This window comes from Streptomyces sp. JNUCC 63, from assembly GCF_054366325.1.
In genome coordinates, this window is sequence record NZ_CM135963.1 from 4,486,827 (window position 1) to 4,500,024 (window position 13,198).

Sequence of the window (13,198 nt, forward strand, 5' to 3'; positions counted from 1 at the left end):
GGATGGCTTCAGCCACATGCTCAAGACGGTCGTCTGAGCACTCCTGCAGGCCGGCCGACAGACGCTGGTGCTCTGTATGGCTGTCCTGGGAGGGCGGAGCCGGGGAAGGCAACCGCCCACTGGTTGGTGGCCTGCAACATGGCCAACAGGGCCGGGTTGGTCGCTGGGCCTTCCCCCGTGATGGCGGAGACGCTTCGTTGATCACGCGGCGAGCGTGAGTTTAACGGCGTGGTGTCGGTGTTCGTATTCGTTGGGGCTGAGGTGGCCGTCGGCGAGGCGGGTGCCTCGCCGGGATGCCCCGGGCCACCGACAGATCCGAGGAAGGACAGCGCGGTCGGTCGGAGTGCGGGTCAGGAGGCCGCGGGGCATCCCGGCACCGGTATCCTCGCGCGTCCGTCGCTGTGCGGGCCAGGAAGCCCGGGGACATCCAGCACTCCACATACTCACTGTCGGAGTGGTACACGGCGCCGTCCAGGCCGCCGCGGGTTGAGGCCGCCATCTGCAGTGCGTCGGCGACCAGGCCGGTGCGCATGTGGTCGGCGATGGACCAGCCGACGACCTTGCGGCTGAAGCAGTCCAGCACGGTCGCGAGATAGAGGAACTCCCCGCCGGCGAGCGGGAGATAGGTGATGTCGCTCGTGTATTTCCGCCCCGGCCCGGGCCGCTGGCGTCCCGCCCGCAGACGGGGCAGCGGCGGCGACGCCGCGGCGTTCGCGGTCCCGCAGCACCCACTCACGCAGGGTGGCCCGGTTGATCCCAGGTCGGCGGCGATGCTCTTGTATGTCGCCCCGGGCGTGGACTCGTACAGGGCCACGGCATCGGCCCTGAACTCGTCCGAGTAGTCCTTCAGAGCCATCGGCGGTCTTCTCGCTTCCTCCGGATCAAGCAGATCCAGTATCAGCGTGTCCACCACTCAGGGGTCAGCTCAGTTGTACGCGGACCCCGGAAAGCGGGCGGTGCGCAAAGAACTCGACTACATCGACGAGATGTCGCGCCGCCTCATCGCGGTCTCGCCCGTGGTGTTCGTCGCCACCAGCGATGCCAATGGCCGCTGTGACGTGGCCCCTCGGGGCGGCACCCCCGGTTTCGTCATGGTCCTCGACGAGCGTCATGTAGTGATTCCGGACGCGACGGGGAACAATCGGCTGGACAGCTATCGCAACATCCTGGCCAACGGGCACGCTGGGCTCATCTTCGTCATCCCTGGCCGGGACACGACGCTTCGTGTCAACGGCGCGGCCTGGATCACGGCCGATGAAGACCTGCTGGCGCGGCTGACCCCGGTCGGCAAGCCGCCGAAAACTGCGCTGGTCGTGCGGGCCGACGAAGTGTACGTCCACTGCGCCAAGGCGTTCGTCCGGTCGAAGTTCTGGCGTCCCGAGGCATGGCCGCTCAAGGAGGAGCAGCCGACGCCGGCCGAGGTCGCTCTTGCTCATCAGCGCGACCCCAACTTGACGCTCGCCGAGGTCGAGCAGGATCAGCGTGACTCCCTCCTGCACCGACTGGCCTGATATCGGTCCGCCGCGGCGACACGCATCAGGTGCCGAGTCCTGGTAGCCAGGTTACGGATGATCTTCGCGTGGTGCCGCGCGGCGGACATCCGTCTTCGCGGTTCAAGGCGTACGGCTCCGCGACATCACGCGTTGAATCTCAGTTGTGGCACGCGTGTGGCACGGCCCCGATCACGACGAAGGGCCAGCTCGGAAGGAAACCCCTCCTGAGCTGGCCCTTTTCTCTGTGCCCCCGGCAGGATTCGAACCTGCGACACCCGCTTTAGGAGTTTTCCCCGGGCGGCGCTGTGACCTGCTGAAACGTCCACTGCAGGGCTTCTGGCCCGGGGAAACACTCCTCCGTAGTTCTCGGGTGTTCACGGGGTTTCCCGACCTCGTGTGTGCCGAATCCGTTCTGGCTGGGCTGCCCGGGAGGCGGCCATCGGCTCGTCCTGTTCCCACTGGTCGACGCCGTTCTCCAAGCTCATGTGCTCTGGATGCGTCTGCGGGGGGCGTAGGTCCTCTGCGGTTCAGCAGTCCAGGCGGTAGCCGTGTCCCCTGAGTGTGATGATGCGGGGAAGGCGGACAGGGACGGAGTTCGTTGCGGCGGCTTGGGCGAGGTGGCGGCGCAGGCCGGCCATGGTGACATCGAGGGTCTTGGTGGAGCCGAACCAGTTCTCGTCCCAGACCTCGGCCATCAATGTCTCGCGGGAGACGGCTTCACCTGCGTGGCGTCCCAGCAGGGCGAGCAGTTCGAACTCCTTCGGGCGGAGGACGACGTCCTCGCCGAGCAGGGTGCAGCGGCGGGCCGCGGTGTCGACGACCAGGTCGCCGAGCCGGATGGGTGTTGCGGAAGTGGCGCTGGTGTGGCGGCGCAGGTGGGCGCGGAGGCGGGCGAGCAGGACGGTCAGGCTGAAGGGTTTGACGAGGTAGTCGTCGGCTCCGGCGTCCAGGCCGGCGATCACGTCGATGTCGTCGGTACGTGCGGTGAGGATGATGATCAGCAGGTCGGGGTGGCGGGCGCGCAGGGTGCGAGCGATGTCGATGCCGTCGATGTCGGGCAGGCCGAGGTCCAGGAGCAGAGCGTCGTACGGTGTGCGGGCGGTCTCTGCCAGGGCGCCCCCGCCGGTGCGGCTCCAGTGGGATGTGTAGCCGTTGCTGCGCAGGCCGGTTTCCAAGTGGTGGCCGATGGTGTCGTCGTCCTCGACGACGAGGACGCGAGGGCGGCCGCCATAGGAAGTGTCGGGTGTGAGCATGGCCGACAGAGTAAGAGCCGGTGCCGTGGTCGGTGCGGTGGGCGGCTGTGGTGAGGTCACAGGTCTCGGAGCTCCTCTACCGCGGGGCGCTTGGCTCGCCGGATTCCATTCAGGGCCGCGGCCAGGACGGCCAGCAGGGCGGCGATCGCGGTGAATGTCAGGTAGGAGCCGGGGACAGCGAGACGTGCGGGGGGAGGGTCGAAGACACCGGTCAGTACCTTGACCAGCATCTCGGAGAGGGCCCAGCCGATGAGCGCGCCTCCCGCCAGCCCGCCGGCGACCAGGAGCAGGGCTTCGGTGAGGACCATGCCGCGCAGTTGGTGGCCCTTGGCACCGAGCACGGTGGCGATGGCGAAGGTGCGGCGGCGTTCGGCGAGTCCGAGGGCGAGGACGAGCCCTCCGGCTCCGGCTGCCAGCAGAACGGCGAAGGCGAGTTCGATGCGGGTCAGGCCGGCGAGGTCGACGGAGGTGAGGCTGGTGCCGACGGTGCCGCGGGTCTGGGTGAGGTCGGTGATCCTGGCACCGGTGCCGAGCTGTTTGCGCAGGTGTGCGGCAACCTGCTTCTGGTGGGTGCCTCCGGTGTCGAGCAGGAACGCGCCGACTGCGTCGCTGCCGGTGGTCTTCGCGAGGTAGGAGGCGTTGGCGACGAAGAAGCTGTCCTTGGGCGCGGTGGGGAACTCCTTGACGATGCCGGCGTAGTGGAAGGGGACCGTGCGCAGGGCCTTGGTGCGGGCGTCCTGGATGCGCAGGTTGACGGTGTCGCCGGGGGTCAGCTGGAAGTCGTTGACCGTTTCCGCGCTGACCAGCAGGTTGTCGGGACGCTGGGCGAGCTGCTGCATCAGCTGCTGTGCGGTGCCGCCGGAGAAGTAGGCGTCCTGCAGTGACGTGGCCTGGGCGATCGTGTTCGGTCGGACGCCGTAGAGGTCCTGCAGATCGGAGCCGACGTAGGCGAAACGGTGCTGAAGAGGCTCGACGTGCCGTACGCCGGCGATCTTCAGCGTGTTCGCGGCGCTCGGCGGGATCCGTGCGCCGGGGGGTTCGGTGACGGTGACGTCGGCGCCGTTGGTCAGCCGGGCGTCGACCTCGGCCTGCTGCTGGTAGGTGGCGTTGAAGACGGCGGTCGACACGGCGAAGGACACGGCGAGGGCGAGGAGCACCACCGAGCGGGCGAGCGGACGTCGGCGTCGGGAGAGGACCGCGGCCGTGGTTCCGGCGAGCGTGGCGGTCAGCGGGCGGGCCAGCCGGGTCAGGGCCGGGCGGCCGTGGGTGAGGGCGAGGAGGGTGAGGCGCCACAGCAGTAGGGCGGCGCCGATCCACAACAGTGCGGGGCCCAGGAACGCCCAGTACGACACGGAGATACTGGGGACTCCTTCGGGGGCGAGGACGAGGGCGTACTGGTTTCCGGAGGAGGCGCGGAAGATGAGCCAGGAGCCGATCAGCAGCATGAAGTCCAGGCCGTACCTCATCCACCAGGGGTTGCGGGTACTGCGGGTGTCCGCTTCCTTGCGGGTGTCGGACACGGTGACCGTGCGCAGGTCGCGCAGGGCGGGCACGAGGACGGCACACGCGGCCACCGCGGCACCGAGGACGAAGGCGACCGCGTACCATGCGGCCCAGGTGCTCGCGCCGGCCCCGAACGATGCGGTACCGAAGGCGAGGCGGCCGGTCAGCGCGGCGATTCCCACGCCGGCCAGACCGCCGGCGACGGCGATCACGGCGGCCTCCAGGCCCGCGAGGGCGGTGATCTGGCCCGGACGCAGGCCGCGCAGCCGCAGCAGTCCCTGCTCCTGGCGGCGTCGCTCGCCGCCTGCGGAGGCGACCGCGGCGGTGAGCGCGGCGGCCAGTACGGCGCCGGGAACGCCGAGGAAGAGGAAGAGGATCTGGGCGTAGAGGGCGTCCTGGCGGGCGGAGTCGAGGGCGGCGCCGACGTTGTTGCCGACGAGTGCGGCCCCTGCGGAGCGGGCTTCGAGGTTGTGGGCGGCGCGGGTGACGGTGGTGAAGGCGGCGGCTGGGTCGGAGGGCAGCCTGCTGTTGTCGCGGGCGACGTGGATCTGCGTGGTGACGCCAGTGGTGCCTTGGGTGAGGGAGGCGAACTGCACGGCGGGCAGCAGCACCACGTTGTCCGGGGGCGCGGTCGGCTGGGACTGGCTCGGTGCGCCGACTGTCTGGAAGAGCGAGTCGGCCTGAGGCAGGTCGATCACACCGTCCACCCGCACCTGGCGCAGACCGACGCCGGGGAGGCGGACGCCGATCGTGTCACCGGGGGTGGCGTGCAGATTGGATGCGGTCTGCTGGGCCAGCAGCACGCCGGTGGGGGAGCCGGAGAGGGTGCGGATCTCGTCGGGGAACAGGTGGCGATAACCGTCGGGCAGGCCGAGTGCCACGCCGGGGCCGGTGGTCTGGGTGCTGCCGTGGGCCTGGGCGGTGAAGCCGGTGGTGCGGGCGTAGCCGACCGGCAGGGCGGCGCGGGTGCCGGGCGCCGTGCGGACCAGAGACAGGACCGTGTTCGGGACGGCGCCGGGCTGGACCTGAACCTGCCAGTCGACGGCGACCGAGCGCACGGCGCGCTGGGTCATGGTCGCTTTCGACGCGGTGAGGAAGGAGCCGAGGGCGGCGATGAGAGCCACCGCGAGTGCGATCCCGGCGAGTGCGGCCACCAGCCGTCCGGTCCGGTGCCGGGTCAGGCCACGCGCCCACGCGATGATCATGACACCTCCTCGGGTGCGAGCAAACGGCCGTTGCGCATGGTGCGCCGGACGGTGAGCCGAGCAGCGACGGCCGGGTCATGGGTGGTGACCACCAGGGCCGCGCCCGTGCGGTCGGCCGCTGTCACCAAGGCGTCCAGGACACGTGTGCCGGTGGCGTGGTCGAGGCGGCCGGTGGGCTCGTCAGCGAGGATCAGCCGCGGGACCTGGGCCAGGACCCGAGCCGCCGCCACGCGCTGGGCCTGTCCGCCGGAGATCTCCTCGGGCAGCCGGTCGGCGAGGTCGGCGGCGCCCACCATGTCCAGTGCCGCGCGGGCGGCTTGCTGTGCCTCGGGCTCCGCCCGGCCGGCGAGGACGAGGGGCAGGGCCGCGTTCTCGAGCACGTTCAGGGCAGGAATCAGGCTGTCGCCCTGGAAGACCAGGCCGATGTCGTGCGTCCCCAGCGACGGACGCCGGGTCACTTCCCCGCTGGTGGGCTTTTCGAGTCCGGCCACCAGGTGCAGCAGTGAACTCTTCCCCGATCCTGAGGGACCGACGACGGCGAGCCGGTCGCCGGCCCGGATCTCCAGGTTCGCCCCGTGTACGGCCACCACCGCTTGTGGACCCCGGCCGAAGGTGAGGGCTGCGTCCCGGCAGGTCACGAGCGCCTCATCCGGTGACATTGCGCTCCTCCTGCCGCTTCGGACCGGCGTCCGGCCTCGAGGCGTCACCGGTTCTGCCGTCCGTGAGCGTGATCACCCGGTCGGCGATCCGTACCGCCTCGGCGCTGTGTGTGACGATCAGTACCGCGCAGCCGTCCGCCGCCCGGTTCCGCAGCATCGTGAGAACCAACTGCTCCGTGCCGCCGTCCAGTTCGCCGGTCGGCTCGTCCGCCAGCAGCACCTCGGGCGAGTTGGCCACCGCGACGGCGAGCCCGGCCCGCGCCACCTCGCCGCCGGACAGCTGCCGGGGCAGTGCGCGTGCTCGTTCGGCGAGACCGACCTGGCGCAGAAGCGCCCGCGGCGAGGCGGCGGGTCGGCCCCCCGGTGCCCGCTGCGCCAGGAGGATGTTGTCGCGCACGCTCAGGTGCGGCAGCAGGTTGCGGGTCTGCAGCAGGACGCCGATGTGCCGGGCGCGCAACCGGGCCCGTTCGGTCTCCGGCCGGTGGCTGATCCGAACGCCGTTCACACGGACCTCGCCGCCCGAGGGCTCGTCCACTCCCGCCAGACAGGACAGCAAGGTCGACTTGCCCGACCCGGACGGCCCCACGACCGCGACCGTCTCCCCGCGCCGGACCGTCAGGGACACCCCGCGCAGCGCGAGTGTCTCCTCCTCCCCGGCCCGGTAGAAGCGGTACAGCTCGCGGGCGGTGAGGACGTCTTCGGCCGGGCGGTCGGCATGCATGGTGTCGTACGAGTCACCGGGCATTCCGCTCACCGCCAGGTGAAGGAGTTGCTGATGACCCGCCACGGGTCGACGTTGTCGGCGTTGACCGGGCCGGACAGGGTCAAGTCCACCTCATGGCCGGAGCGGTAGAAGGCGTACCGCTCGAACGCGTCACGCACGGCCTTCCCGGTGACCGGGTCCTTCGCGGAGTCGCCCTGGTAGGTCAGCAGAACGACGCGGCCTGCGTGCCGGGTCACCTCGGACACCTTGGGAGCGGCGAAGTTCGCCACGTGAGCGCGGAGCTGGGGGACGACCGTGTGGGTGACCGAGCCGACCGTGGGAGCGGTGGAGGCGGTGGTGGCCGTGATCCGGACGGTGTTCAGCTTGTCCGTGAACACCGTCGTGTCCTTCTGGCTGGTGCGGGCCCAGCCCTCGGGCACCTTCACGGTGAAGCCGGTGAAGGTGTCGCCGGTCGGCCGGAAGGTGACGTATGCCTGGTTGTCGGGGATGTCTCCGGGCGGATTGGACTCGGTGGGCGCGGGCGCCGGGTTGTTCTGCGCGCCGCTACCACCTCCAGCACGCGAGGAAGCCGCAGCGGGTGACGTCGAGGCGGAGCCGGAGTGCGAGCCGGAACCGGAACAGCCGGCAGTCGCCGCCGCGACCAGCGCCAGTCCGACGACGACGGTCGTTCGTGCATGTGCTGCCATGTCCATTGCCTTCCCAAGGCGCCTGCCGCCGGCTTTCCGGCCGGGCGGCCGCGAACCGGACGGTCATGACACCGACACTAGAAACCGGCCCGTTAACGCCCCGCTCGGCGACGGTTAGACGACGGCAAAACCGTGTGGGGCGTTCGGTCGGATCAGGTGGGAGGCCCGCATGATGAAGGACATGAGACAGCGCGTGGTGCGAGTCGCCCTGACCGCCGCCCTGGTCGCCGTCGTTCTCCTCGCCGTCCCCCTGGCCCTGGCCATCAGGTCGGTGCTGTATGCCGACCAGCGGGACACGCTGGAACGGGCAGCCCTCGCCGGCGCCGTCCACGTGAGCCCCGACTACCGGGCCGGCGACCCGGTGGAACTGCCCCGGCCCCCGGCGGGCGCGCGCATCGGCCTGTACGACCCACAGCTCAGGCTGCGGGCGGGCAGCGGCTCCCGGCCGGGTGACGCACCGGTCCGCCAGGCCCTACGAGGAGAGGCGGTACGGAGCCGGTCGGGCGGCGACCTGGTCGTCGCCGTGCCCGTCTCCCACGCCGAGCAGGTGATCGGAGTCGTACGGGTATCCTCCCCCGTCGGCGCAGTACGCGAGCGGGTCCTCGCCGTGTGGGGCGTACTGCTGGGCGTGGCCGCGTTCGCGCTGGCCACAGCCGTTCTCGTCGCCCACCGCCAGGCACGGGCACTGGCCGCACCGCTGGAGGACCTCGCGCGCCACTGCCGGGCCGTCGCTGCCGGCGACCTCAACGCCCGCGCGGGCCTCAGCAGCATCGCCGAGATCGACCAGGTCGCCCACACCCACAACGAGATGCTGCACAGCCTCTCCGAGCTCCTGCGCCACGAGAGGGACTTCAGCTCCAACGCCTCCCACCAGCTGCGCACGCCACTGACCGGGTTGCAGCTCACCCTGGAAGCGGGCCTGGAACAGGGCGACGACGCCCCGCTGCGGCCCGTCCTGGAGGAGGCCCTCGCCACCACCCGCCGACTCCACGACACCGTGGAAGAGGTACTGCGCCTGTCCGGCTCCCGCGGTCTGCCCCGGCCGAGTCCTTCCGGCCGCCGAGTGGGAGAGCTGCTGGGGGCGTCGGAAGAACGCTGGCACGGCGCGTTCGCCGACGACGGAAGACGTCTGGAGTACGTCACCCACGACGTACCGGCGGACGTTGCCGTTCCCGGAGCACCCGTCACCGAGATCCTCGACGTCCTGCTGGACAACGCGCTCACCCACGGACACGGCACGGTCCTCGTCGCGGTGCGCGACCTCGACGACGCGCTGGCGTTCGACGTCGCCGACGAGGGCGAGGTGCGCGGTGACACGGCGCGGCTGTTCGACCGAGGGCACACCGGCAGCGGCGCGGGCACAGGCATCGGCCTCGCCCTTGCCCGGGACCTCGCCGTCGCGCTCGACGGACGACTCTCCCTGACCAGCAACACCCCGACCACTTTCACGCTGCTCGTGCCGGTGCACCAGGATCCGATGGGTGCCCGGGAGCCGCCGTAAGGACGTCGCGTCGCCGAACGGCGCGGCACTCAGGATGCGTTCAGGTATCCGGTGACACGGTCGGGCCCATGACCTACGAAGCCTCCGAGACCTCCGCGATACCCGCGGCCGACGGCGCCGCTCCCGGGCCCGGCCGCCGACCGCGCTGGAACAAGGTGCCCGAAGTCACCGTCTACTTCTGGATCATCAAGGTGCTGTGCACGACGGTCGGTGAGACCGCGGCGGACCTGCTGAACGAAAAGGCCGGTCTCGGCCTGACCGGTGTGTCGGTACTCATGAGCGCGTTGCTGGCCGTGGTCCTGGTCGTGCAGTTCCGCACCCGTGCCTACCGCGCGGGCGTGTACTGGCTCGCCGTGGCTCTGATCAGCGTCGTCGGCACGCTGATCAGCGACAATCTCACCGACAACATAGGGGTGCCGCTGGAGACGAGCACCACGGTGTTCGCCGTCGTGCTCGCGGTCGTGTTCGCCGTCTGGTATCGGCGCGAGCGCACCCTGTCCATCCATCACATCGACACCACGAGCCGCGAGTCCTTCTACTGGCTGGCCGTGCTCTTCACCTTCGCCCTCGGCACCGCCGCCGGCGACCTCGTCTCCGAGCGGCTGGCTCTCGGCTACTGGCTCTCCGCCGCGCTGTTCGCCCTCGCGATCGCCGCGGTCGCCGTGGCCCACTTCGCGCTCGGCCTGAACGCCGTGTGGAGTTTCTGGATCGCCTACGTCCTGACCCGTCCACTGGGCGCCTCGATCGGCGACTACCTCTCCCAGCCGAGCGGGGACGGCGGTCTCGGACTGGGCACCGTCGTGACCAGTGCGCTGTTCCTGACGGTCGTCCTCGGCCTGGTGGTGTACCTGTCGGCGACGCGCAGGGACGTGCTCGAGCCGGAGCGGGACGCCCGGCGGACAACCGTCTGAAAGCGGCATGGTGGGGCGTTCAGGTTGTTTTCAGGATGTTCCTGTCATCGTGGGGGCCTCGGCCGTTTCCCTGCGGCCGACTCATCCCAACAGGGCGCTCGTCCCTCTCCGGGGGCGGGCGCCCCGCTGTCCGACGGACAGGAGCATTCGACGGTGGAGCAACCCGAAGTCCTCACCGAACCCGACGTCGCGAGCACGCACCGCCCGGCGGCCGGCAGGGCGAAGGCGGTGATGAAGAAACTACCCGAGGTCACCCTCGCGTTCTGGATCATGAAGATCGCGGCGACCACCCTGGGGGAGACGGCCGGGGACCTTTTCGCGCAGACCCTGAAACTGGGCTACTTCCTCACCACGATCGCCCTCTTCCTGATCTTCGTGGTGACCCTGGTCGTCCAGCTCGGGTCGCGCCGCTACAACCCGTTCTTCTACTGGACCGTGATCCTGTCGACCAGCATGGCCGGCACCACCATGTCCGACTTCATGAACCGCGACGCCAGCGCGAAGTACCTTTCGGGCGGTGCCACGTCGCTCGGCTGGGGGCCGCAGGGACTCGGACTCGGATACCCGACCGGTGCCGCGATCCTCGTCTCGGTCCTGCTGGTCATCTTCACGGTGTGGAAGCTCTCCGGGATGACGTTCCAGATCCGCGAGATCGTCACCTTCCGTGGTGAGGCCCTGTTCTGGTCGGCGATCCTCGTCTCCAACACCCTCGGCACCTCCATGGGCGACTTCCTCTCCGACAGCTCCGGCCTCGGCTACGCCGGCGGCGCGCTCCTCGTGACCGGCGCCCTGACCGTCCTGGCAGCACTGGTGAAGGTGCCCGCGGTGCCGAACGTGCTGCTGTTCTGGATCGCGTTCGTCCTCACCCGCCCGCTGGGCGCCACCGCGGGGGACTTCCTCACCAAGCCGGTCTCCAAGGGCGGTCTGAATCTGGGGACGGCGGGTTCGTCGGCGGTGCTGCTCGCGATCCTGTTCGGGTTGATGGCCTACGCCCAGGTGCGCGAGCGCAGGACCACCGCCTCGCGCGCCGAGGAGCGGGAAGCGGTCAGCCGGCAGGCAGGCTGACCCTGAACAGCGCCCCGGGCGTGTGTCCGGGCTCGTGGGACACCTCACCCCCGGCGGCACGGGCCAGGCGCCGGGCGAGCGGCAGCCCGAGACCCGCGCCGTCGTGCCCGTCGGCGGCGTCGGCGCGCCGTCCGGGTTGGAAGAGTTCGGGCGTGAAAGCCGCAGGCACGCCGGGGCCGTCGTCGGTGACGTCGATGTGTACGGCCCCCTGTGCCCGATGCGCGCGGACGGTGACGCCGGAGTGCGCGTACCGGGTGGCGTTGGCCAGCAGCGGACTGACGATCCGTTCGAGCAGGGCGGGTGCGATCCCCGCCTTCAGGTCCGGATCGGCCGCCTCCACGACGGTCTTCACCTGTTGGGGGGTTTCGAGGTACTCGGTCAGGCGGCGCAGAACGGGCACGACATCGGCGGTGCCGGGGGCCGTCGACGGGTTTACGGCGTTTTCGCGGGCGTCGTGCAGCAACGTGTCGCAGATCGTGCGCATGGACTGCGCCGCCTCGGCGATCACCTCGTGAGTGGCCCGGGTCTCGGCGGCGGAGCGCGGCCGGGACCGCCACCAGTCGAGCTCGATGATGACGCGGCTGAGCGGGGTGCGCAGCTCGTGGGACAGCTCGCCGGTCAGCTGCCGCTCGTGGCGCAGCACCGCGCGTATGCGGTCCAGCAGTGCGTCGAGCGAGGCGCCGAGGCGGGCCAGCTCGGCGGGGTGTTCCGCGGAGCCGAAGCGCTCGGCGGAAGCGACCGCACGCCACTGGGTGGCCTGGTCGGTCATCGTCCGCACCGGGCGCAGGGCTCTGCCGACGGCCAGGCGTGTCAGTGCGTAGGTGCAGCCGAGCATGACGGCGTCCAGCACCAGTGACCCCATGAGCAGGGTGTTCGCCGAACTCCGGTAGGGGGCGAGGTCGAGGGCCGCGACCACGGTGGCGACGGCGTGGTGGCCGGGTACGGGCTGGGAGCACAGGCGGACGTCCTGGTGGCCGTCGGCGTGGACGGTCGTGCAGGCACGCTTCACCTCGGCGGCGAGCCGTACTGCGGCTTGAGTCAGGGGGCTGCGGACCGTGGTGGAGGGCGGCTCTTCGAGCAGCCGTGCCCCGGCGTAGATCCACACGTTCGCGTCGAGGAGCTGGTCGTCGGCGGTTTCCACGATGCGTACCCGGGGGCCGCTGGTGTCGACGGTCGTGGCGACGGCGGCTGCCCGGGTTTGCAGCTCGTCGTCCGCCTGGTGCTGCAGGTGCCGGTCCGTCACGGCGTTGAAGGCCACGGTCAGGACGGTCATCAGGAGCGCGGCGGTGGTCAGGGCCACGAGCGAGAGCCGGCCGCGCAGGGTACGCGGAGCCAGGCGGCGCAGAAGCCGGTTCATGACAGCCGGTGTCCGATCCCGCGGGCCGTACCGATGGTCAGGACGCTGCCGGCCGTCCGCAGCTTGCGGCGCAACCGGGTCAGATACTGGTCCAGGGTGTTGTCACTGACCTGTGCGCCTTCCGGCCAGGCCGCCCTGACCAGGTCACGACGGCGAACGAGCCGGCCGCCCGCGGCGACGAGGACGGCCAGCAGCCGGAATTCGGTCGGGGACATGGCTACGGGGACGCCCCGCACGGTCACGCTGTGCCCGACCGCGTCCAGGACCAGCTCCCCGGCCGTGGTTGCGGGCGGGGGAGCGGCGCGTTTGAGTGCCGCCCGCAGCCGGGCGGCGAGCTCGGCGAGGTGGAATGGTTTGGGCAGGTAGTCGTCACCTCCGGCGGAGAACCCGGACAGCCGGTCGGTGAGCTGGTGTCGGGCGGTGAGGAAGACGACGGGGGCGCAAAACCCGTTGGCGCGCATCGCCTGGCACACGTCCCGTCCGTCCGCGTCGGGCAGCCCGATGTCGAGGACGGCGGCGGCGATGTCCGCCGAGACCAGTCGCAGGGCGGTGGCACCGTCGGCGGCGCAGACGGGGTCGAACTCCTCGTCGGACAGGCCACGGCGCAGTACGTCACGCAGTGCGTGGTCGTCTTCGACGATCAGGATTTTGCGGCGCATGGTCCTCCGTTCGCCGGAGCCCTCTCCCTGCGGACGGCCCGGCGTGCGCCACGGCTGACTACAGGCTCGTAGACGGTCCACTGCACTGTAGACGACGGGCGGGCGGCAAGGCCGCTCGAGGCCACCCGTGGTCACGGAGCGGGCCGACGTCGTAACCCCGCCGGTCGCAGGTGTCGAGAATG

At 70.6% G+C, this 13,198-nt stretch carries 11 protein-coding genes and 1 pseudogene; 4 read left to right on the plus strand and 8 right to left on the minus strand.

The annotated features are described in order from the left end of the window. Positions 1 to 448: 448 nt before the first annotated feature. Positions 449 to 646 (minus strand): annotated as a pseudogene (locus ACX25U_RS20680) (DDE-type integrase/transposase/recombinase); the annotation flags it as partial. A 256-nt stretch (positions 647 to 902) separates the two neighbouring features. Between ACX25U_RS20680 and ACX25U_RS20685 the strand changes: the two are divergent. Then, on the plus strand, positions 903 to 1,511 hold the full coding sequence (locus ACX25U_RS20685) for an MSMEG_1061 family FMN-dependent PPOX-type flavoprotein (protein WP_454382192.1): 609 nt from the start codon (positions 903 to 905) through the stop codon (positions 1,509 to 1,511). A gap of 509 nt (positions 1,512 to 2,020) precedes the next feature. On the opposite strand, the gene ACX25U_RS20690 is transcribed toward ACX25U_RS20685, so the two are convergent. From ACX25U_RS20690 to ACX25U_RS20710, 5 genes are read right to left on the minus strand one after another with little or no spacing between them, the layout of a single operon-like run. After that, a complete protein-coding gene (locus ACX25U_RS20690; RefSeq protein ID WP_454382193.1) occupies positions 2,021 to 2,746 on the minus strand; it encodes a response regulator transcription factor in 726 nt (241 codons plus the stop codon). A gap of 56 nt (positions 2,747 to 2,802) precedes the next feature. Continuing rightward, a complete protein-coding gene (locus ACX25U_RS20695) occupies positions 2,803 to 5,454 on the minus strand; it encodes an FtsX-like permease family protein (protein WP_454382194.1) in 2,652 nt (883 codons plus the stop codon). Further along, positions 5,451 to 6,113, minus strand: a complete 663-nt coding sequence (locus tag ACX25U_RS20700) for an ABC transporter ATP-binding protein (protein WP_454382195.1) — start codon at positions 6,111 to 6,113, stop codon at positions 5,451 to 5,453. The genes ACX25U_RS20695 and ACX25U_RS20700 overlap by 4 nt, the downstream gene beginning before the upstream one ends. Continuing rightward, a complete protein-coding gene (locus ACX25U_RS20705) occupies positions 6,100 to 6,858 on the minus strand; it encodes an ABC transporter ATP-binding protein (RefSeq protein WP_454382196.1) in 759 nt (252 codons plus the stop codon). Before ACX25U_RS20705 ends, ACX25U_RS20700 begins: the two co-directional genes overlap by 14 nt. 5 nt (positions 6,859 to 6,863) lie before the next feature. Next, positions 6,864 to 7,523, minus strand: coding sequence for a hypothetical protein (locus tag ACX25U_RS20710; RefSeq protein WP_454382197.1), 660 nt, complete (start codon positions 7,521 to 7,523; stop codon positions 6,864 to 6,866). A 181-nt stretch (positions 7,524 to 7,704) separates the two neighbouring features. Here ACX25U_RS20710 and ACX25U_RS20715 point away from each other — a divergent pair, with 181 nt between their 5' ends. The 3 genes from ACX25U_RS20715 (at position 7,705) to ACX25U_RS20725 (ending at position 11,000) form a co-directional block, all read left to right on the plus strand. Continuing rightward, entirely contained in the window at positions 7,705 to 9,024 is a 1,320-nt protein-coding gene (locus ACX25U_RS20715; RefSeq protein ID WP_454382198.1) for a histidine kinase dimerization/phospho-acceptor domain-containing protein, read from the plus strand. 68 nt (positions 9,025 to 9,092) lie between these two features. After that, positions 9,093 to 9,935: a COG4705 family protein gene (locus ACX25U_RS20720; protein WP_454382199.1), complete on the plus strand. Its 843-nt coding sequence runs from the start codon at positions 9,093 to 9,095 to the stop codon at positions 9,933 to 9,935. 153 nt (positions 9,936 to 10,088) lie between these two features. Continuing rightward, positions 10,089 to 11,000, plus strand: a complete 912-nt coding sequence (locus tag ACX25U_RS20725) for a COG4705 family protein (RefSeq protein ID WP_454382200.1) — start codon at positions 10,089 to 10,091, stop codon at positions 10,998 to 11,000. On the opposite strand, the gene ACX25U_RS20730 is transcribed toward ACX25U_RS20725, so the two are convergent. Continuing rightward, a complete protein-coding gene (locus tag ACX25U_RS20730) occupies positions 10,981 to 12,357 on the minus strand; it encodes a sensor histidine kinase (protein WP_454382201.1) in 1,377 nt (458 codons plus the stop codon). The genes ACX25U_RS20725 and ACX25U_RS20730 overlap by 20 nt on opposite strands. After that, positions 12,354 to 13,016 (minus strand): response regulator transcription factor, encoded by a 663-nt coding sequence (locus ACX25U_RS20735; RefSeq protein WP_454382203.1) that lies wholly within the window; start codon positions 13,014 to 13,016, stop codon positions 12,354 to 12,356. Before ACX25U_RS20735 ends, ACX25U_RS20730 begins: the two co-directional genes overlap by 4 nt. Positions 13,017 to 13,198 lie beyond the last annotated feature (182 nt).

Coding starts and splice junctions, on each gene's coding strand:
- ACX25U_RS20690 (WP_454382193.1), bottom strand. CDS start 2,746: ATGCTCACACCCGACACTTCCTATGGCGGCCGCCCTCGCGTCCTCGTC.
- ACX25U_RS20695 (WP_454382194.1), bottom strand. CDS start 5,454: ATGATCATCGCGTGGGCGCGTGGCCTGACCCGGCACCGGACCGGACGG.
- ACX25U_RS20700 (WP_454382195.1), bottom strand. CDS start 6,113: ATGTCACCGGATGAGGCGCTCGTGACCTGCCGGGACGCAGCCCTCACC.
- ACX25U_RS20705 (WP_454382196.1), bottom strand. CDS start 6,858: ATGCCCGGTGACTCGTACGACACCATGCATGCCGACCGCCCGGCCGAA.
- ACX25U_RS20710 (WP_454382197.1), bottom strand. CDS start 7,523: ATGGCAGCACATGCACGAACGACCGTCGTCGTCGGACTGGCGCTGGTC.
- ACX25U_RS20715 (WP_454382198.1), top strand. CDS start 7,705: ATGAGACAGCGCGTGGTGCGAGTCGCCCTGACCGCCGCCCTGGTCGCC.
- ACX25U_RS20720 (WP_454382199.1), top strand. CDS start 9,093: ATGACCTACGAAGCCTCCGAGACCTCCGCGATACCCGCGGCCGACGGC.
- ACX25U_RS20730 (WP_454382201.1), bottom strand. CDS start 12,357: ATGAACCGGCTTCTGCGCCGCCTGGCTCCGCGTACCCTGCGCGGCCGG.
- ACX25U_RS20735 (WP_454382203.1), bottom strand. CDS start 13,016: ATGCGCCGCAAAATCCTGATCGTCGAAGACGACCACGCACTGCGTGAC.